17 protein-coding genes and 2 pseudogenes are annotated in these 19510 nt (G+C 38.6%); 11 read left to right on the top strand and 8 right to left on the bottom strand.

Features of this window, described 5'->3' with window-relative positions:
- Window positions 1-62 precede the first annotated feature (62 nt).
- The gene (locus M2419_RS22565; protein ID WP_153844854.1) at window positions 63-914 is read left to right on the top strand and encodes an alpha/beta hydrolase; all 852 of its coding nucleotides are present in this window, start codon (window positions 63-65) and stop codon (window positions 912-914) included.
- 9 nt (window positions 915-923) lie between these two features.
- Here M2419_RS22565 and M2419_RS22560 read toward each other — a convergent pair whose 3' ends face one another.
- The 3 genes and pseudogenes from M2419_RS22560 to M2419_RS27545 all read right to left on the bottom strand — a co-directional run.
- Window positions 924-1970, bottom strand: a complete 1047-nt coding sequence (locus tag M2419_RS22560; protein ID WP_259255650.1) for an ABC transporter ATP-binding protein — start codon at window positions 1968-1970, stop codon at window positions 924-926.
- 24 nt (window positions 1971-1994) lie between these two features.
- Complete coding sequence (gene tsaE, locus M2419_RS22555) at window positions 1995-2405, bottom strand: tRNA (adenosine(37)-N6)-threonylcarbamoyltransferase complex ATPase subunit type 1 TsaE (protein WP_259255649.1); 411 nt, start codon at window positions 2403-2405, stop codon at window positions 1995-1997.
- Window positions 2406-2417: 12 nt separating this feature from the next.
- Window positions 2418-3269, bottom strand: a pseudogene (locus M2419_RS27545) (PglZ domain-containing protein); the annotation flags it as partial.
- Between M2419_RS27545 and M2419_RS27540 the strand changes: the two are divergent.
- A complete protein-coding gene (locus M2419_RS27540; RefSeq protein WP_227550103.1) occupies window positions 3262-3381 on the top strand; it encodes a YSIRK-type signal peptide-containing protein in 120 nt (39 codons plus the stop codon). The pseudogene M2419_RS27545 and the gene M2419_RS27540 overlap by 8 nt on opposite strands.
- A gap of 257 nt (window positions 3382-3638) precedes the next feature.
- On the opposite strand, the pseudogene M2419_RS27535 reads toward M2419_RS27540, so the two are convergent.
- Window positions 3639-3971: pseudogene (locus M2419_RS27535) on the bottom strand (response regulator); the annotation flags it as partial.
- A 220-nt stretch (window positions 3972-4191) separates the two neighbouring features.
- Between M2419_RS27535 and M2419_RS22545 the strand changes: the two are divergent.
- The 8 genes from M2419_RS22545 (at window position 4192) to M2419_RS22510 (ending at window position 13199) form a co-directional block, all read left to right on the top strand.
- Window positions 4192-5442, top strand: a complete 1251-nt coding sequence (locus tag M2419_RS22545) for an HD domain-containing protein (RefSeq protein WP_182330355.1) — start codon at window positions 4192-4194, stop codon at window positions 5440-5442.
- A 33-nt stretch (window positions 5443-5475) separates the two neighbouring features.
- A complete protein-coding gene (gene lpxD, locus M2419_RS22540) occupies window positions 5476-6516 on the top strand; it encodes a UDP-3-O-(3-hydroxymyristoyl)glucosamine N-acyltransferase (RefSeq protein ID WP_182330352.1) in 1041 nt (346 codons plus the stop codon).
- Window positions 6517-6655: 139 nt separating this feature from the next.
- Window positions 6656-8056 (top strand): bifunctional UDP-3-O-[3-hydroxymyristoyl] N-acetylglucosamine deacetylase/3-hydroxyacyl-ACP dehydratase, encoded by a 1401-nt coding sequence (locus M2419_RS22535; protein ID WP_172840641.1) that lies wholly within the window; start codon window positions 6656-6658, stop codon window positions 8054-8056.
- A gap of 10 nt (window positions 8057-8066) precedes the next feature.
- Window positions 8067-8855: an acyl-ACP--UDP-N-acetylglucosamine O-acyltransferase gene (lpxA, locus tag M2419_RS22530; protein WP_075990789.1), complete on the top strand. Its 789-nt coding sequence runs from the start codon at window positions 8067-8069 to the stop codon at window positions 8853-8855.
- A gap of 17 nt (window positions 8856-8872) precedes the next feature.
- Window positions 8873-9502, top strand: a complete 630-nt coding sequence (locus M2419_RS22525; protein WP_310442570.1) for an ATP-binding cassette domain-containing protein — start codon at window positions 8873-8875, stop codon at window positions 9500-9502.
- Between the two features lie 300 nt (window positions 9503-9802).
- Window positions 9803-10363, top strand: a complete 561-nt coding sequence (gene efp, locus M2419_RS22520; RefSeq protein ID WP_153844861.1) for an elongation factor P — start codon at window positions 9803-9805, stop codon at window positions 10361-10363.
- Window positions 10364-10616: 253 nt separating this feature from the next.
- Window positions 10617-11201: a 5-formyltetrahydrofolate cyclo-ligase gene (locus M2419_RS22515; RefSeq protein WP_182983426.1), complete on the top strand. Its 585-nt coding sequence runs from the start codon at window positions 10617-10619 to the stop codon at window positions 11199-11201.
- A gap of 327 nt (window positions 11202-11528) precedes the next feature.
- Entirely contained in the window at window positions 11529-13199 is a 1671-nt protein-coding gene (locus tag M2419_RS22510; protein WP_259255646.1) for a hypothetical protein, read from the top strand.
- A 123-nt stretch (window positions 13200-13322) separates the two neighbouring features.
- Here the strand turns inward: M2419_RS22510 and galE are convergent, their stop codons facing one another.
- Together galE and M2419_RS22500 are read right to left on the bottom strand one after the other, a co-directional pair.
- Window positions 13323-14354 carry a UDP-glucose 4-epimerase GalE gene (gene galE / locus M2419_RS22505; protein WP_259255645.1) on the bottom strand — a complete coding sequence of 344 codons (1032 nt, stop codon included), beginning with the start codon at window positions 14352-14354 and terminating at the stop codon, window positions 13323-13325.
- The gene (locus M2419_RS22500; protein WP_120333049.1) at window positions 14354-15346 is read right to left on the bottom strand and encodes a UDP-glucuronic acid decarboxylase family protein; all 993 of its coding nucleotides are present in this window, start codon (window positions 15344-15346) and stop codon (window positions 14354-14356) included. The genes galE and M2419_RS22500 overlap by 1 nt, the downstream gene beginning before the upstream one ends.
- A gap of 65 nt (window positions 15347-15411) precedes the next feature.
- Between M2419_RS22500 and M2419_RS22495 the strand changes: the two genes are divergently transcribed.
- Window positions 15412-16656: a 3-deoxy-D-manno-octulosonic acid transferase gene (locus M2419_RS22495; RefSeq protein ID WP_259255644.1), complete on the top strand. Its 1245-nt coding sequence runs from the start codon at window positions 15412-15414 to the stop codon at window positions 16654-16656.
- A 46-nt stretch (window positions 16657-16702) separates the two neighbouring features.
- Here M2419_RS22495 and M2419_RS22490 read toward each other — a convergent pair whose 3' ends face one another.
- Together M2419_RS22490 and hemW are read right to left on the bottom strand one after the other, a co-directional pair.
- Window positions 16703-18154 (bottom strand): glyceraldehyde-3-phosphate dehydrogenase, encoded by a 1452-nt coding sequence (locus M2419_RS22490; protein WP_259255642.1) that lies wholly within the window; start codon window positions 18152-18154, stop codon window positions 16703-16705.
- Between the two features lie 134 nt (window positions 18155-18288).
- Window positions 18289-19416, bottom strand: a complete 1128-nt coding sequence (hemW, locus tag M2419_RS22485; protein WP_153844866.1) for a radical SAM family heme chaperone HemW — start codon at window positions 19414-19416, stop codon at window positions 18289-18291.
- Window positions 19417-19510 lie beyond the last annotated feature (94 nt).

Raw genomic sequence — 19510 nt, 5'->3', positions numbered from 1 at the left:
TCATGTTTGATTCGTTTTTTTAGTATATGTAGTCTGGAGCTCTCTTTAAAAATATCATTTTAATGAAAAGAATTTTTATGATTTTATGTTCGTTGATTTCGCTTGTTAAAGCGCAGGAAGCAATCAACCTTTATGCAGATTCTATTCCAAATTCGACTGATAAAGAGCAGGTAAATTTAGAAAAGAATGTACCAAAGTTATTTGCATATACAGCAGATAAAAGTATAGATAAAAATATCGCGGTACTGGTTATTCCAGGAGGAGGGTATTCTCATATAGCAATGGATCATGAGGGGCATGCCGTTGCAAAAGAGCTGATAAAAAATGGCTATTCGGCATTTGTTTTACAATACCGATTGCCTTCACCAAATATCATGCGTGACAAATCAATAGGACCTCTTCAGGATGCCCAGCGGGCAATGCAGTTGATCCGAACCTTGCATCCCGGACTTCGAAAAGTTGGGGTAATAGGATTTTCCGCTGGCGGGCACCTAGCTTCCACTTTAATTACGAAGTTTAAGAAAGACTATATAGCGAATCCTTCCCATGTATCGCTAAGACCTGATTTTGCAGGATTAATTTATCCAGTAATCTCTATGGAAAATGATATAACACATAAAGGTTCGCGTATAAATCTCATTGGAGAAACCCCCTCACAAGACCAAATAAAGCTGTTTTCTTCCAATTTGCAGGTGTCTTCTAACGTTTGTCCGGTTTTCTTTGTCCATGCCAAAGACGATATGGCTGTGCCAATAGAAAATAGCTATAGAATGATGGCAGCTTTGGACAAGTCAAAAGTGCCCAACAAGCTTTATACCTTTGAGCAGGGGGGGCACGGTTTCGGATTAATTAACAAAACCTCGGATAAATTATGGTTTGACGCATTTTTATCTTGGCTAGAGACACAAGACTAGGGCATACAATTAATGGTCAAAAGCGATCCAGTGAGATATGGTTAGATCGACAGCTTGTAGTTTTTGTGGAATTATTTGCGATGTTATAATCGCATGTAAGTTAACCTCATTATTGCTGACGACGATTTCATAATAAAAACCTCTGAATCGGACATCTTTTACAAAAAAAGTAGACTGTTCAGAAGGACTAATTGAAATCCATTCTTGATGTATCGCGATTGGTTTTTCGCTTGTTATGCCTAAATTTTGAGCTTGCTCAACCTGTAATATATTGCTTTTTGCCAGTAATTGCGCAGTATAAGGGTGCGATGGATTGCTATACAATACATGTGGATTGTTTTGATCTAGGATTTTACCAGATTTCATCACAATGAGATTATCTGCCAAAGCAAGTACTTCCGTAGGATCGTGTGAAACTAAAATGACGGTCAGCCCAGTTTCTTTAACAATATCTTTTATGTCCTGTTGCAAGGTATCCCTAAAAGAGGCATCAACCTGATTGAAGGGTTCATCCATTAGTAAAACTTCAGGCTCGTTGATCAACGCACGACAGATGGCGACGCGTTGTTTTTCTCCCCCACTAATGTCTGCTACTCTTTTTTTAGCGAGGTGATCTATCCGTAGACGTTGTAATATTTCCGCAGTTTTGTCTTGTTTGCGTTTGATATCTGTGTTTGGCAATTGTGAAGCAACATTATCCCATACATTGGCATAAGTATTCAAATCGTCAAAGCCCTGTGACACTAATTTCATCGCATCGTGTCCGGGAATTAACTTGTCTTTACGTGTAGGAACCTGCCACCCCTTATAACGGACAGTACCGTCTGTTGGTTCCAATAAACCATATATTAATCGTAGTAAGGTGCTTTTTCCACTGCCAGATTCACCAATGATCGCTGTTATTTTTCCTTCATCGATATCGAAAGAACTATTTTCAACAGCAAACTGCATATTGTTCTCATGAAAGGAAAAGCTAAGGTGCTCGGCGTGTATAGCCGCTAATCCGGGCACATGGATATCAGATGGAATATATTGACAAGATGATAAATGAGCCATAGTAGGGAGTCAAAAAAAAGGTAGTTAACGAATAGAAATTTTACGTGTTGTTGCATCTATGATGCTAATATGTATCTCTTTTGCTTCTTCAGGAAGTAAATTGGGGATTTTCTCTGGCCATTCAACAAAGCAATATGCACCTGAATAGAAATATTCTTCATAGCCAAAATCGAAAGCCTCCTGTTCATCTTTAATGCGGTAAAAATCAAAGTGATATATGGGTCCAACTGTAGACTCATATTCATTAACAATGGAGAATGTTGGACTAGATGTACTATCTTGTACATTCAATTGTTTGCACAGGTGTTTTACAAAAGTTGTCTTTCCTGCTCCCATTGAACCATATAATAGAAAAATTCGGTCCTTTGGAAAACTATTTAAAAGTGTCTGAGCCGCTTGAGATAGATCCGCTGTCGTATTTACAATAATTTCCATGTTGCAAAATTACTATTTCGGTAAGTATGTCGCAAAGGGGATAATCATTTCTTCCAAAGAGATTCCTCCATGTTGGAATGTTCCGTTAAAGTAATTGACAAATTGATTGTAGTTGTTGGGGTAAACAAAATACGAATCTTCTTTGGCAAAAACGTATGTTGAACTAACATGAAGTTTAGGCAACTGTGCCTCGTGGGGATTTTTGATAGCAAAAACATCTTTGTCAATATAGTTCAGATTTTTCCCTTGCTTATATCTCAAATTTGTATTTGTATTTCGATCACCAACGATTTTACTTGGCTTTTTTACACGTATCGTGCCATGGTCGGTTGTAATAATCACACGAACTTTCTTTTGTGAGAGCCATTTTATAGCCTCTAATAAAGGTGAGTGTTCAAACCATGACAAAGTGAGAGAGCGATACGCTGCTTCGTCGTTTGCTAATTCACGAATCATAGAGCTGTCCGTACGTGCGTGAGAAAGCATATCAACAAAGTTATACACCAACACATTCAGTTGATTGTGCATCATATTACCGAGATTGTCTAACACATCCTTTCCTTGTTCCAGGGTCAAAATTTTCGTGTAGGAGTGTTTTATGGACTTGCGGTAAAGTCGCTTGATCTGATCTTCCAAAAATTTATCCTCATATAAATTCTTGCCACCTTCATCTTCATCGTTTTGCCATAATTTCGGGAAGCGTTTTTCCATTTCCAGTGGAGTTAATCCACTAAAGATGGCATTTCTAGCATATTGTGTTGCTGTTGGTAAAATACTGTAATAGTTTATCTCCTCCTCAAGTCTAAAATAGTCGGTGATTACCTCATTGATAATTTTCCATTGATCGAAACGCAAATTGTCTATTAGAAAGAAAAATGTCGGTGTATCATCTTCTATGGTCGGAAATACCTTTTTCTTAAATAGCTGGTGTGAAAGAATGGGCGCGTTTTCGGGGCGATTAATCCACTGTATATAGTTGTTTTCTATAAATTTTGAGAATTGCATGTTTGCTTCGGATTTTTGCATCGTCAGAATTTCATGCATATTGTTATCTTCAAGCTTTTCGAGGGATAATTCCCAGTAGACAAGTTTTTTGTAAACTTCTGACCATTGGTTGAAATCCAGATTGTCATTCAGGATCATCCCCAAATTGCGGAAGTCTTGTTGATAGGCCATGGATGTTTTCTCATTGACAAGACGTTTGTTCTCCGTTAATTTTTTTATTGTCATCAAGATCTGCTTGGGGTTGACCGGCTTGATAAGATAATCATCTATTTTGGAGCCGATGGCATCTTCCATGACATGTTCTTCTTCATTTTTTGTGACCAGAACAACGGGGACAGTAGGGTTGATCGATTTGAGTATAGCAAGTGTTTCGAGCCCGGTTAGCCCAGGCATATTTTCGTCTAAGAAAACGAGGTGGAAAAAACCATTTTTAAAGGCTTCAACGGCATCATTTCCATTATTGACTGTGTCAACTTTGTAACCTTTGCTTTCTAAAAATAAAATGTGTGGTTTTAGAAAGTCAATTTCATCGTCAGCCCAAAGAATATGTGTTTTTTGCATCTTGTTATTATATGTCTATTAGTAGTAGAGGGGAGGATCGGATTTTCGATCTCATGCTAACATAAGCAAATATCGTGCTTCAGATTTTATTTTTAACATTTATTAACGATGAACTAACTATCTTTGTTTTAAGTTTATACTAGTGTTAACCAGGAGTTCATGATTAAAGGGCTCGGTTTCATATTTATAGTGTTGATGATCGTATTAATTTGTCTCCACATTGAACAAAAATAAAATTATTAATGATCCGGTATATGGATTTGTCGCTATTCCTACAGGATTGGTCTTTGACCTAGTGCAACACCCTTATTTCCAAAGGCTCCGCTATATTAAGCAGGTGAGCATGACGCATCTTGTCTATCCCGGAGCGTTGCATACTCGTTTTCAGCACGCCATAGGAGCGATGCATTTGATGTCGATGGCTTTGGAAACTTTGAGGAGTAAAGGTGTTATAATTTCAGCGGATGAAGAGGAGGCTGTTCTGTCGGCAATATTGCTGCATGATATAGGTCACGGCCCTTTTTCACATTCCTTGGAGCATAGTTTGATTGAAGGAGTTTCTCATGAGCTATTGTCTTCCCTTTTAATGGATCGAATCAATAATGATTTGGGTGGAAGACTAAGTCTAGCAATTACAATCTTTAATAATAAATACGAACGTAAATTTCTTCATCAATTGGTGTCGAGCCAATTGGATGTTGATCGAATGGACTACCTCAATAGAGATAGTTTTTTTACAGGCGTATCGGAAGGCGTTATCTCATTTGACCGTATTATAAAAATGCTCAATGTGGTGGACGATGAAATAGTAGTGGAGTATAAAGCGCTTTATTCTGTGGAGAAATTTCTGATTGCGCGGCGGTTGATGTATTGGCAAGTATATTTACACAAGACCGTTATCGGTGCTGAACAGTTATTGATTAAAATTCTGCAGCGGGCAAAATATTTGACGGCTGCTGGCCATAAGCTCTTTTCTACCCCGGCTTTTCATTGGTTTTTAAGCCAGCAGGTCAACAAAACTAACTTTTTGGATGACTCGTTACATTTGGATTGGTTTACTCGTTTAGATGATACGGATATTATGTCAGCCATAAAAACATGGGAACGTCATGAGGATTCGATTTTAAGTACAATGTGCCAGCGTGTTATGAAACGTAATCTATATCGATCTGTCATGAGTGATAAGCCATTCTTGCCAGAATATGTTGATTTAGTAAAGGCGAAAGTACAAGCTGAGATGGGAGTGGCTCAAGAGGATATTCATTATTATGTATTTATGCAGGAAATTCAAAACCGGGCCTATAATTCTTCCAGGGATCAAATTAAAATATTATTGAAATCGGGCGAGCTCGTCGATATAACAGAGGCTTCTGATCTAGGGAATTTAGAAGCGCTATCGAAAAATGTAGCTAAATATTCCTTATGTTATCCAAAAGAGGTGGGATATGTTGCAATTACTTCCATCAAGTAGTTATTTTTTAATAAAAAAACATAGATTTGTACCATGCAATTTACTGCTCAACAAATAGGGACATTATTAGAAGGACGGATTGAAGGAAATCCAGAAGTTACTGTAGGTAACCTTGCCAAAATTGAGGAAGGTAAAAAAGGCGATCTTTCTTTTTTGTCAAATCCAAAATATGAGCATTTTATTTATACTACTGACGCCTCGATTGTAATTGTTAATGAAGATTTACAATTGACCCAAGCAACTAAACCGACATTGACGATCATACGGGTTAAGAATGCCTATGCTGCTTTCTCTACTATTTTGAACATGTATAATGAGTTTCGTCTTGACAAAAGCGGACGTGAGGAACCTCATTTTATACATGCTGAAGCGGAGATCGGCCAAGGAGGTTATATCGGTGCATTTGTATATATTGGACGCGGGGCTTCCATTGGAAATAACGTAAAAATCTACCCACAGGTCTATATTGGCGATAAAGTTACGATTGGAGATAATACAACACTCTATCCAGGGGTGAAGATTTATCATGATTGTAAGATTGGGGAAAATGTCGTAGTACATTCCGGTGTTGTGATTGGGTCGGATGGATTTGGATTTGCTCCACAAGAAGACGGAACATATAAAAAAGTACCGCAGATCGGTTATGTGCAAGTGGAGGATAATGTTGAGATTGGCGCCAATACTGTAATCGATAGGGCAACAATGGGCGCTACAATAGTGCGTGATGGTGTTAAGTTGGATAATTTGATTCAAATTGCACATAATGTTGATATTGGAAAGAATACAGTAATCGCAGCGCAAACAGGTATTTCTGGTAGTTCAAAAATTGGAGAACATGTAGTTTTAGGAGGACAGGTTGGTGTTGTTGGGCATATTGTTGTTGCAAAGGGGTCTCAAATCCAAGCCCAATCAGGAGTGAATAGATCGATTAAAGAAGAAGGCAAAAAATGGGGCGGTACACCAGTGATGCCTTATCAGCCGCAATTGCGTTCTAATGTGATTTTTGCACGTCTTCCTGAGTTGGAAAAACGAATCCAAGAGTTAGAAAAGTTAGTAGAAAAAAAATTGAAATAATTATTTTTCATTGAAAATAAACTGTTCTTTATTTGTGATGAAATAATCATTCCTAGTAAGGCTATGGCGAACATCGAAATAGCTTCAAGGATAAATGTTTTGTCAAAAGAAGTTTTGATTTAAAAATATGTTATTAGAAATGAATGTAAAACAGAGAACCATCAAAAACGAGGTTGAAATTTCGGGGGTAGGTCTTCATACAGGAAAAATTGTATCGATGACGATTAAGCCAGCTCCGGAAAATCACTGGTTTAAGTTCAGACGTGTGGATTTAGAGGGGCAACCGGAAATTTTGGTTGATGCGGATAATGTTACGGATACCTCCAGAGGGACAACAATAACGCAAAATGGAGCAAGTGTGAGTACAATTGAACATTTGATGGCATCGTTAATTGGTTTACAAATTGATAATGTGCTGATTGATATTGATGGTCCTGAAATACCAATTCTCGATGGTAGTTCAGCTATTTTTGTGAAGTTGTTAGAGGAAGCGGGATTTGAAGAACAAGATGCTGATCGGGATTATTATGAGATTTCCAATAATATCCATTATGCAGAACCAGATCGCAAAGTTGAAATACTGGGCATGCCAATGGATGGTTATCGTTTGACTTGTATGATCGATTTTAATTCGCCTGTGTTGGGAAGCCAGCATGCAGCAATAACATCTATTGAGGATTTTAAATCGGAAATAGCCTCTTCGCGTACGTTTTGTTTTTTACACGAATTGGAAATGTTGGTTGATCATGGGCTTATTAAAGGTGGTGATTTAAGTAATGCCATCGTTATTGTGGACAAGGAGACTTCTCCTGAGGAATTGCAAAAATTAGCGCACCTTTTTCATAAAGAAACCGTTGCAGTTGCTAAGGAAGGAATATTAAACAATAATCAATTGCGTTACCAAAATGAGCCTGCTCGACATAAATTGTTGGACATGGTTGGAGATTTAGCGCTAGTCGGAAGACCTTTGAAAGGGCATATTATGGCTGCACGGCCAGGTCATGCAGCGAATGTGGCTTTTGCAAAAAAGATAAAGGAGCAGATCAAGAAAGATAAAACACGAAAAAAAATTAAAGTTTACGATCCCAATATGCCGGCATTATACGATACGGTAGAAATCATGAAGATTTTACCTCATCGTCAGCCCATGCTTATGGTCGATAAAATTCTTGAGTTGACAGAAACACATGTTGTGGGGTTGAAGAATGTTACCATGAACGAAGATTTATTTATGGGACATTTTCCTGGTGCACCATTATTTCCCGGTGTTTTGCAAGTGGAGGCTATGGCACAGACAGGGGGAATTTTAGTTTTGAAGACGGTCCCTGATCCAGAGAATTGGCTGACCTTATTCCTTAAAATTGAAAATGCACGTTTTAAAGCGCAGGTAACTCCAGGAGATTCTGTTATTTTTAGATGTGACTTGATGGAGCCGATCCGAAGAGGTATCGCAAAAATGAAAGGTGTGGCTATGGTAGGAGAGAAAATTGTGTGCGAAGCGGAGCTTATGGCACAGATCGTAAGAGTAAATAACAACTAAAGTAGTATAGATGATACAGCCATTAGCTTATATTCATCCGGAGGCAAAAATTGCTAAAAATGTGGTCATCGAGCCATTTGTAACCATTTATAAAGACGTCGTCATTGGTGAAGGCACTTGGATAGGATCAAATGTGACGATCATGGATGGAGCTCGAATTGGAAAAAACTGTAAAATATATCCCGGTGCAGTAATCTCTGGGGAACCTCAAGATTTAAAATTTGATGGTGAGATTACTACAGCTGAAATTGGAGACAATACAACCATTCGTGAGTGTGTAACAATCAATAGAGGAACCAAGGATAGGTATAAAACGGTCATTGGAAAAAATTGTTTGATCCAAGCTTATAGTCATGTTGCACATGATTGTGAAGTAGGTGATAATTGTGTTTTTTCGAACAACAGTACACTTGCTGGACATATTACGGTCGGCGATTATGTTGTACTTGCTGGAATGGTTGCTGTTCACCAATTTGTCAAAATTGGTTCGCATGCATTTGTTACCGGTGGTTCATTGGTGCGTAAGGATATTCCTCCTTTTGTTAAGGCCGCACGTGAACCGATTTCTTATGCTGGTATTAATTCTGTTGGATTGAGAAGAAGAGGCTTTTCGGAAGAGCAAATTGCCGAGATTCAGAATCTTTATCGAATTCTTTTTGTCCAAAACAGAAATTTGGCTAAAGCAATAGAAATTATAGAAGCTGAATATCAGGCAACGGAAATCCGTGATGAAATTTTGGATTTTATTCGGAATTCAGGCCGGGGTATCATGAAGGGATTCAATAATAGAGCGATGTAATCGCATTGTCGATTCTAGTGAATTTGAAAATTACATTAAAAGATATTGGTAGGAGGTATAACAATGAATGGATTTTTAGGCATATAAACTATACCTTCGAGTCCGGCAAGAGTTATGCCATCCTTGGCCATAACGGTTCAGGGAAGTCCACTTTCCTAAAAGTGCTTTCAAGTAGTTTGACACCCTCAGCGGGTGAATTGATTTACACATATGGCGAAGAGGTCTTAAGTGTGGATCAAATATATCAACAACTGTCTCTTGCAGCCCCCTACGTTGAACTGATCGAGGAATTTACCTTAAATGAGTTGATCGATTTCCATTTTAAATTTAAAAATTATCTTCCTTCTTTTGATAAAGAAACAGTTGTCAGCTTATTGGGATTGGAGCATGCACTTGACAGAGAGATAAGATTTTTTTCTTCAGGTATGCGTCAACGGGTAAAGCTAGCACTAGCTTGTTGTTCTGCATCTAGCTTGGTATTGTTGGATGAGCCAACAAGTAATTTGGATAGTGCCGGTGAAGAATGGTACATGAATTTGATCGATCGAGCAAAATTAAAATCAAGAATACTTGTCGTTTGTTCAAATCAAAAGAAAGAATATGAGTTCTGTGATGAAACGATATCCATTCTGGATTTTAAAGCCTAATTCTCCTATTTCTCATAGCATTTAATGCACAATTCTTAACAATAACATCCTAATATTTCATTTTTTTATGAACCCAAATTGTTACGAATTGGAATCTTTATAGCTGCATATCTGTTTTTGGGTAAATGATGGGAGTATATTATTCGTATCCGCTTTTTGAAATTATAGGGATGGCTCCAGCTACTCTTGAAAACGGTTATTTCAATAAAAAAGTAGCGAATGAAATTTTAATAACACAATTAGTTTTTGTACTTTTGACGACTCAATAATGAGATAACCGTTTAAAGTTCAATTCAAAGAATGGCTAAGGCATCAGAGGTAAAATCAGGAAATATCTTAAGATTTAACGGAGAATTAGTATCCGTAGAGGAATATATACACCGTACACCAGGTAATTTACGTGCTTTTTATCAAGCTAGAATGCGTAATGTTAAAACTGGTAAGTTAGTTGAATACCGTTTTAGAGTTGATGAGTCTGTCGAGATTGCACGTGTAGAAACGAATGATTATCAGTATCTATATGATGATGGCGATTTCTTCGTTGTAATGGACAATAATACATATGAGCAGTTTAATATTCCGAAATTTTTATTTGGTGATTCTGCACGCTTCTTGAAAGAAGGAATGACTGTAATTATTGCTTTTGAAAGTGATGAGCCTATCATGGCAGAAGCTCCAAAAAGTGTTGAGTTAGAAATTACATATACTGAACCGGCTGTAAAAGGAGATACTTCTACAAATGCATTGAAAAAAGCAACTGTAGAGACTGGTGTTGAAATTATGGTGCCGTTGTTCATTAATCAAGGTGAGAAAGTAAGAGTTGATACGCAAACAGGTAATTATATCGAGCGCGTAAAATAATATAAAGATTTTAGGTTTAGGTTGATTATTCGGTCTTGTTAGCGCTCGCTACAAGGCCGTTTTTTGTAATACTAGACTCGGTTTAGCACCTGGTTTTTCTATTCTGAACAAAAAACTCTAATCGCTTTTGAAGCTTAAATAAAAATTGAATTGGAAGGAATACTATTTTTAATTGACCTTGGCATAGGTGATGGAATTTAATGGGGCTTTTGGTAAGAAAGAGAAATAAATTTTGGAAATAACTATTTTACAAATGAAATCGAAACAAGAATTGAGACTTGAGTATAAAACTAAGCGATGTCAATTGTCTTTAGAGGAAGAAACTGCGCTCAATGAACAACTACTTTCGCGGTTTACAAAGCTTGATCTCTCAGGGGTCGAATTTTTGCATATTTTCATTCCTATAGGAAAATACCACGAACCCAATACATATTTAATAATAAATTATGTTCAAGAGTTTTTTCCACAGATAAAGATCGTTGTTTCGCGATCTAATTTTGATGATTATTCGATGCAACATTTCATATTGGATGAGCATACACTATTTGAGACGAACAGCTGGGGTATTCCAGAGCCAATATCTGGCATTAAGGTCGCTTCATCGGTTATTGATATGATTATAGTGCCATTGTTAATTTTTGATCTTTTCGGATACAGGGTAGGTTATGGGAAGGGGTTTTATGACCGTTTTTTCTCGTCCTGTAAAGTTGGTGTACAGCGTGTCGGACTATCTTTTTTTAATCCAATTGATGTTATTGCAGATAAAAATGAATATGATGTCCAATTAACGAAAGCTATTACACCAGATCATATTTATCATTTTTTTGATGACAAGTAATACTATTGGTCAGAAGAATAATCTCACCGCTTTTTGTGACTAGTCACAAGGTTTTTTAAAAAGTGGCTTCTCTGTTTAATTTGCGAACAATAGTAGGATATTATTTAATGCACTATTCTTCTTTTTAATCGAAGAGTGTAAGGCACGATTACGGTCTCAATCTTAACAGTGTTTGTAGTTGGTTGATTTTTTCTCATGATGATTTAATTAAAATTATTTTTTATTTTTATTGCGAAATTCAATGCCTGTGCCGATATGTTTCGATGTCTTCTATTTTTTCTTTTCCTAACAATCATACCTTGTCGTGTTGTCTATGGGATGGATTTAATGGATTCCAATTCCTCGATAGAAGAGAAGAACTTTTACGAAACAATTATAAAAGAATCAGCGCAGTATCAATCCTCTAGTCTGTCGTTGAGCAAGTATCTTGCGCCATATTTTAGCCAAGCGGTACGAAAAAATGATAAGGCACTTTTGGCAATCTATTATTGTTTATTGGCGGATCAGTCGTTTAATGACGAGGGTGCAAGAAATAACTTTAGTGATAAATACTATTTAAAAGCGCTGGACCTTGAAGAAGGCTATAGCTATCAAAACGTACGCGTTTGGGTAAAGGTAATGTATGGCTTTTACTTATATCGATGTCTGAAAGCCTCTGAGGCATTACCTTTTATCTTGGAAGGAGAGAAAGGGCTCGAAGATATACCGAAAGAACTTGTTTTAGACCTAACACAAACTTACAAGAAGCTTGGCTATTTTTTTGGAACTTTAGGTGATTATACTTCTGGAATTAAATATCTGGAATTAGGGCAACGAGAAGAACAAATTTCACCGAAATTGAAAGCTGAAATCTTAGACAATTTAGGTGTACTGACTCTGAAAAGTGGTGGTGATACCTTGCAGGCAATGAAAATTTTTGAATTGGCTCAAACTTTAGCACTTTCAGAAAACGACTCATTACGCTACGCGAAGATTTTAGGGAATCAGGCTGCTGTGTTTGAAGGTATGAAGGATTACCATAAGGCTTTATTGCTTCTAGATAAAGATCTTGAGATTTCCAGATCTCTTGGGAATGACCGAAATACAATCTTTGCCTTAATGATGCGGATTCGATTAGATATAGCGAATAAGGAAACGAAGGATGTTCGTCATATGATTGCGGAAGCTGAGTCCCTTTTGTTGGGCTCGGATGATAAGAAGACAATACTTGAACTTGAGATTCACAAGTTGAATTTGGCTATGCAAAGTAACGATATAGGTCGTGAGCTGAATGCACGAAGAAGGATAGAACGTCTCCAAGACTCACTACGCTTTTTAGATGGTGATCCAGTATTGTCCCAATTGAAGTTTATGGCCGACAAGCAAAAGTATGCCGATAAATTATCGCTGGCACAAGCTGTTATTAAGAAAAAGCAAGCTGAGAGACGATTATGGCTAATATTAAGTTTATTGGTATTGGTCTTATTCTTTTTTATTTATAATGCTGTTCGATCCCGTGCTAGAAAACGGATACGTGACTATGAATATCAGCTTCTTAATTTAAAGTATACAAAAGCGGAATTAGACAGGGAACTGGTGAGCTCTAAAAGCCAAGTGGAAGAGTACGTCGCTTATCTTAAGCGCAATAATGAACAGATAAATGTACTTTCTGCGATGCTTGAAGAAAAAGGGAATGTTGTTGAAAAAGATCGCGAGGAGCTAAAAATATTGTTGCAGTCACATCTCATCACTGAAGAGAAATGGCAGGAATTTAAATTATTGATTGTAAAAGAATTTCCCAATTTACTCCAGGATATACAATCTAGATTTCCCGATATAACGGAATCCAATCTGAGGGTAATTGTGCTTATGAAACTGGGGCTAAATAATAAGGAAGTAGCCAACGTATTGGGGGTTACTCCAGACGCGATAAAAAAATCTATGCAGCGCTTGAAAAAGAAGCTTGGAGATCAGGCCGGAATGCTCATGGAATATATTTCCGACAAAGAGTTTGTTTAATGTTGACCTTCAGTTGGCAGATAGACCCTTTGGGAGCCAAAAAGATGACCGTCTCAGTTTTTAAGACGGTCATATAAAGTTAAGCTGAGTATAATGCTTTGCTGTAGCAGCAGAGGCTATTGTTTAATCTAATGGATTTTCCTTCAGATTTTTTTCCCATGCCCAGGCAGAAGCCATCATTTCATCAATACCAAGTGCTGCTTTCCAATGCAACTGATTGGCCGATTTAGTGACGTCCCCATAAACCTTGATGATATCTCCGTCACGACGTGGACCAAATTCGTAATTTAGTTTTTGTCCTGAAGCTTTCTCAAAAGCCTCGATCGCTTCAAGGACAGAATATCCATTTCCTGTTCCCACATTAAAGACATCGTATTTTCCGTTCGGGTTGCCTTTTTCCAATAATCTGATTGCTGCAACGTGAGCTTTTGCTAAATCAACAACGTGGATATAGTCGCGGATACAAGATCCATCCGGTGTGTCGTAATCAGAGCCGAATACCGTTAATTTTTCTCTTTTTCCAATGGCTGTTTGTGTGATAAAAGGAAGCAGGTTCTGAGGAACACCGTTTGGTAATTCACCGATCAATGCCGACTCATGTGCACCTACAGGGTTGAAATAACGGAGCGCAATAATATTGTAGTTGTCATATGCAGCAGCAGTTTCCTGTAGGATTTCTTCAGCAATTTGTTTTGTATTTCCATAAGGAGAGGTTGCCTTTTTCACGGGAGCACTCTCGTCTACAGGTAAGTAGTCTGGCTCACCATATACGGTACAGCTTGAAGAAAAGACAAAATTAATAGGCTTATTTTGATATGCCTCTAATAAGTTAATTAACGAGAAGAAATTGTTGTGGTAATATTTCAAAGGCTTCTGTACAGATTCACCTACTGCTTTAGAGGCCGCAAAATGGATAATTCCTGAGATATCGGTATTGTTTTTTACAAATTCATTCACGCGGTCTGTGTCACAAAGGTCAAATTGGTGAAATTCAGGTCTAACGCCGATGATCTTCTCAACCTGATCCAAAATTTTGATGTTTGAATTGGACAGATCATCCACGATGACAGGTACATATCCTGCTTTATGTAGTTCGACTACTGTGTGCGAACCGATATAACCTGTTCCTCCTGTGACTAGTATTTTTTTGTTCATTATTGTTGATTATAGTAAGTAAAGTCTTTATGTGATAAGGTATCCAAAGGGATCTTTTTGTAAAATTCTATGGTTTTTTTCAATCCTGTTTTTCGGTCTATTTGAGGTTCCCAAGCTAATTTTGATTTGGCCAAGCCAATATCGGGTTTCCGTTGTTTGGGATCATCAACCGGCAATGGTTCGTAGACGATTTTACTCGAGCTGTCTGTCAATTCGACAATTTCATGGGCCAATTGTAGCAAGCTGATTTCGTCTGGATTACCAATATTTATAGGTGTTGCACATGCCGAATGCAGCAAGCGAAAGATGCCTTCGACCTGGTCGTCAATATAACAGAATGATCGTGTTTGTGAACCATCCCCAAAAATCGTGATGTCTTCGCCACGTATCGCTTGTGCGATAAAGGTGGGGATAGCTCGGCCGTCATTGAGACGCATTCTGGAACCAAAGGTGTTAAATATCCTGACAATACGGGTCTCCAGACCATGTGCATTGTGATAGGCCATCGTTATCGCCTCTTGGAAGCGCTTCGCTTCATCGTATACACCGCGAGGTCCCACGGGATTTACATTGCCCCAGTAGTCCTCGGATTGTGGTGAAACCAGTGGGTCGCCATAAACCTCAGAGGTGGAGGCTACCAAAATGCGTGCTTGTTTAGCACGCGCTAGGCCCAAGAGATTATGTGTGCCCAAGGATCCTACCTTCAATGTTTGTATCGGAATTTTAAGGTAATCAACGGGACTGGCTGGCGAAGCGAAATGCAGGATATAATCCAAGTGCCCGGGAACGTGGACAAATTTTGAGACATCGTGATGATAGAAGTCAAAATTTTCCAACTTAAATAGATGTGCTATATTCTGTAGATCTCCGGTAATTAGGTTGTCCATTCCAATTACATCGTAATCTTCCGCAATAAAGCGATCACAAAGGTGAGAACCGAGGAAGCCAGCTGCTCCTGTTATCAAAATCCGTTTGCGATGTTTATTTTCCACTCAATGGTTCCGTTTAATGAAATGGGTTTAATATCTTTGACTAAGATAAACATTATTTTAAAAACATGCGTTTGCTTTATTCAATTGGAATCTTTCTTTATGGACTCTTACTGCGTATTTCGGCTCCTTTTCATGCCAAAGCCAAGCTCATGGTAGAGGGACGAAAAGACTGGTATTCGAGGATGAAACAAACGGTTGATTCTTCCCAAAAACATATTTGGTTTCACTTTGCTTCATTGGGGGAATTTGAGCAAGGAAGACCTGTCCTGGAAGCGGTGAAAAATAATTATTTGGATCATAAAATAATTGTAACATTTTACTCTCCCTCTGGCTATGAAATCAGAAAAAACACTACTTTGGCCGATTATGTTTTTTATCTCCCCTACGATACTGCTCAGCACGCACGGCTTTTTCTCGACTTGATTAATCCAAGTTTCGCTGTGTTTACGAAATATGAATATTGGTATTATTTTTTTGAAGGCCTGCATAGACGGGGTATTCCCTTGTTTTTGATCTCAGCAATATTTAGACCCGATCAGATTTTCTTTCAGGCCTATGGTACTTTTTTTCTGAAAATTTTAAGTTATGTGACTTACTTCTTTGTGCAAAATGAAGAAAGTGTACGTCTTTTGAAAGAATTTGGGATACGGAATGCCGGGTTAGCCGGAGATACACGTTTTGATCGTGTGGTAGACATTCCTAAAAGCAGAAAAATGATTCCCGAGATCAGCCAATTTATTGGTGAAAATCCGGCCTTGGTTGCAGGAAGTACCTGGCCCGAGGATGAGCAGGCTCTACAGGAATTGCTGCTGGATAATTCAGACTATAAGCTGATCTTGGCTCCGCATGAAATTAATGAATCACATTTAGCGAGCATTTTTAACCTTTGGCCGAAGGCACTCCGCTTTTCGGACATGGCTACCTACGATGCCGCAATAATAGCCGATTCAAAGGTACTGGTTATCGATAACATTGGTATGCTTTCGTCTTTGTATGGGTATGGCCAACTGGCCTATATTGGTGGTGGTTTTGGCGTGGGGATACATAACACACTCGAAGCCGCAACTTATGGCATACCGGTTCTATTTGGACCAAATTTCAAGAAGTTTCAGGAGGCGAAAGATCTTGTGCAAAATGGATCAGGTTTCGCCATTGCCAGTGCTAAAGAATTAAAGAAAGTCTTTGCTGTTTTGCAAGATCAGACTGTCCGTCAAAAGGCCGGAAAACTGGCCCGTGAATATGTTCTGCAGAAAGCAGGAGCAACACCGATAATTATGAAATACCTCAAAAGCAATCCTGTAAAAATATAAGCGGTAATTGCACAACGAACTGCCGCTTATATTTTTAGGGGTGATGCTAATAATATGTATACCTTCTTACGCCGGTAATATGACGAGATAAGCGCATTACCTGATGGGAATATCCGTATTCATTGTCGTACCAGACATATAGAATGACATTCCTGCCATCTGCCGAGACTATCGTCGCTGGAGCATCCACGATCGCAGCGGCAGTGGAGCCGATGATATCTGAAGAAACGAGTTCATTGTCTTTAGAAAATTTAATCTGTTCGACAAGGTCACCCTGTAGTGATGCCTCTTTTAAAAGTGCATTGATTTCTTCGACGGTAGTTTTAGATTTAATTTCGAGATTTAAAATCGCCAATGATCCATTTGGCACGGGAACACGAATGGCATTGGAGGTCAGTTTGCCCTTCAGTGAAGGCAATACTTTTGAAACGGCAGCCCCCGCTCCAGTTTCTGTGATCACCATATTGAGCGCTGCGGCACGGCCCCGTCTGGACTTCTTGTGCATATTGTCGACAAGATTCTGGTCGTTAGTATAGGAATGTATGGTTTCGATATGCCCTTTTTCAATGCCTATTTTATTTTCAAGGACCGCCAAAATAGGGGATATTGCGTTGGTCGTACAGGAAGCGGCGGAAAAGATCGCATGCTTTTGCACGTCAATATCATTTTCGTTGACTGCGTATACGATATTTGGAATACCTTTCCCGGGTGCTGTCAATAAAACTTGGGCGGTACCTTTGGATTTCAGGTGGCGACTCAGTTCTTGCTCATCTCGAAAAGCACCCGTATTGTCGACGACTAAAGCATGCTGTATTCCATAATAGGTATAATCGATGTCCTCTGGCTGTTTGGCAGAGATAAGGTGGACAGTGATGCCATTGATAATAAGTGCCTGATTTGGAATGTCGACCTGTACGTCGCCTTCGAACGCACCATGTATGGAATCTGTTTTTAATAGTGTCGCTCTTTTCAATATGGACTTGCTATCATTGGCGTCTCGCGTTACAATGGCACGAAGGCGAAGCTGCTGTCCAGCACCGGCTTTATGCATAAGCTCTCGGGCGAGTAAACGGCCGATACGACCAAATCCATAAAGCACAACATCGCGTGGTTTTAATTCCGCTTGTTGATTGATATCTTTTAATTCATTTGTAATAAAACTAGGCAGATCGTTGTTGTCAATAGTCTGTTTCTTGCCCTGTAAGGTAAGTTTTCCGATATCGATACGCGCAGGTGATAGCGTGAGTTTTTCCAATACCTGTGCTGTGTGAAGGGTGTCAAAAATATTGAATGGCTCGTCGGTAAGGAAGACGCTTTCCTTGATCAGGTTGAGAATTGAACTCGATTTTACATCAATGAGTTGATTTCGAAAAAATACAAGTTCAATAGCGTGGTTATACCACAGGTTACTGACAATTTGAATTAAGCTTACGGCAGCGTTTTGTTGCTCTCTGTAACTTTTGATCTCTAAATCAAAAGATGGCTTGTGTGACATCATAATTTTATAATAGATTATGTTGCAAACATAGTACAAACCGCCTAGAAAATAGATTTATATTTTGATTTTCGTAATTTTTTAAATGTAAATACTTGTGATATTATTATTTTAATAAAATATTAGTGATTTATTTGTTAATCCTCTATTATGAATAATTCAGACATGATATGATCGGCCATTAATTTACCGGGATCCGTCAAGCGTAATTTGTTTTCTTCCAAAACGAGATTTTTCTCTGCTAGAAATGGTTCTGCATCTTTCAATACACGATTTTTGACAGATTGCCCGAATTTACTTTCCAGCGCAATCAAATCCAGTCCCCACATGGTTCTCAGTGAAGTCATGATACTTTCGTTGATCTGGTCCAGCGTAGAAAGCTCCTCAATTTCCAGGGGAAGTTGGTTTGAATTGATTGAGGTCATATATTTTGCGTTGTTGGAAACATTCCAAGCTCTGGAAGTTCCATTGAACGAATGTGCCGAAGGACCTATACCAAGATAATGTTTACCTTTCCAATAATTTGTGTTGTGACGCGCATAACGGCCATTTTTTGCAAAATTGGAAATTTCATATTGTTCATATCCCGCGGCTTTCAATGTATGGATAAGAAGACTCATCTGATCCGCTGCCTGATCTGAATCTATAGCCGGACTTAAGCCTTTTTTAATAAAGTGATCCAATGCTGTCTTATTTTCTACGGTCATGGAATACGAAGAAATATGGGGAATTTCAAAGTCAATCAGCTGTTGCATATTGTGGCGCCATTTCTCATCAGTCAACAGCGGGTAGCCATAAATAAGATCACAGGTAATATTTTCAAAGCCCGCATCTTGCACCCGCATGATAGAAGCCAGTGCTTCCTGCTGATTATGTGCTCTGTTCATCCATTTAAGATCCTCTTCAAAGAAAGACTGTATGCCTATGCTGAATCGATTGATTGCTGTATTCCGCAGACTGTTTACTTTGGCCGCATTTAGATCGTCGGGGTTTGCTTCCAGCGTAATTTCAGCCTGATTTACGATGTCAAAATGCATTGCTATCGTATCGATGATCCGTGCGATCTCTTCAGCTTCCAATAAGGATGGCGTGCCACCACCAAAATAGATCGATTCGACCTTTTTGTCTTCCAAATAGGCTGCTCTGAGCTCAATTTCCCGTCGTATGGCATTGATCATCTCACTTTTGTATTGTAGTGAAGTGCTAAAATGGAAGTCACAGTAATGACAAGCCTGTTTACAGAAGGGGATATGGACATAAATCATGGGGACAAATATACCAAGACCTGACCAAATCGCCCTTTATTTTTTCTTCTTTCGACTATGCGTACCTGAAATCTTCGCATGGCTTTTCCGCACG

Origin of the sequence: Sphingobacterium sp. BIGb0116, from assembly GCF_024808035.1 — a bacterium.
GTDB classification, from domain to species: domain Bacteria; phylum Bacteroidota; class Bacteroidia; order Sphingobacteriales; family Sphingobacteriaceae; genus Sphingobacterium; species Sphingobacterium paramultivorum.
The sequence above is the reverse complement of the archived record's forward strand: the minus strand, read 5'-3'. Positions and strand labels throughout refer to the sequence as shown.

Bases quoted from the DNA above. Each gene is read 5' to 3' on its own strand.
- M2419_RS22565 (WP_153844854.1), top strand. From the start codon at position 63: ATGAAAAGAATTTTTATGATTTTATGTTCGTTGATTTCGCTTGTTAAA.
- M2419_RS22560 (WP_259255650.1), bottom strand. From the start codon at position 1,970: ATGGCTCATTTATCATCTTGTCAATATATTCCATCTGATATCCATGTG.
- tsaE (WP_259255649.1), bottom strand. From the start codon at position 2,405: ATGGAAATTATTGTAAATACGACAGCGGATCTATCTCAAGCGGCTCAG.
- lpxD (WP_182330352.1), top strand. From the start codon at position 5,476: ATGCAATTTACTGCTCAACAAATAGGGACATTATTAGAAGGACGGATT.
- M2419_RS22535 (WP_172840641.1), top strand. From the start codon at position 6,656: ATGAATGTAAAACAGAGAACCATCAAAAACGAGGTTGAAATTTCGGGG.
- lpxA (WP_075990789.1), top strand. From the start codon at position 8,067: ATGATACAGCCATTAGCTTATATTCATCCGGAGGCAAAAATTGCTAAA.
- efp (WP_153844861.1), top strand. From the start codon at position 9,803: ATGGCTAAGGCATCAGAGGTAAAATCAGGAAATATCTTAAGATTTAAC.
- M2419_RS22515 (WP_182983426.1), top strand. From the start codon at position 10,617: ATGAAATCGAAACAAGAATTGAGACTTGAGTATAAAACTAAGCGATGT.
- M2419_RS22510 (WP_259255646.1), top strand. From the start codon at position 11,529: ATGGATTCCAATTCCTCGATAGAAGAGAAGAACTTTTACGAAACAATT.
- galE (WP_259255645.1), bottom strand. From the start codon at position 14,354: ATGAACAAAAAAATACTAGTCACAGGAGGAACAGGTTATATCGGTTCG.
- M2419_RS22495 (WP_259255644.1), top strand. From the start codon at position 15,412: ATGCGTTTGCTTTATTCAATTGGAATCTTTCTTTATGGACTCTTACTG.
- M2419_RS22490 (WP_259255642.1), bottom strand. From the start codon at position 18,154: ATGATGTCACACAAGCCATCTTTTGATTTAGAGATCAAAAGTTACAGA.
- hemW (WP_153844866.1), bottom strand. From the start codon at position 19,416: ATGATTTATGTCCATATCCCCTTCTGTAAACAGGCTTGTCATTACTGT.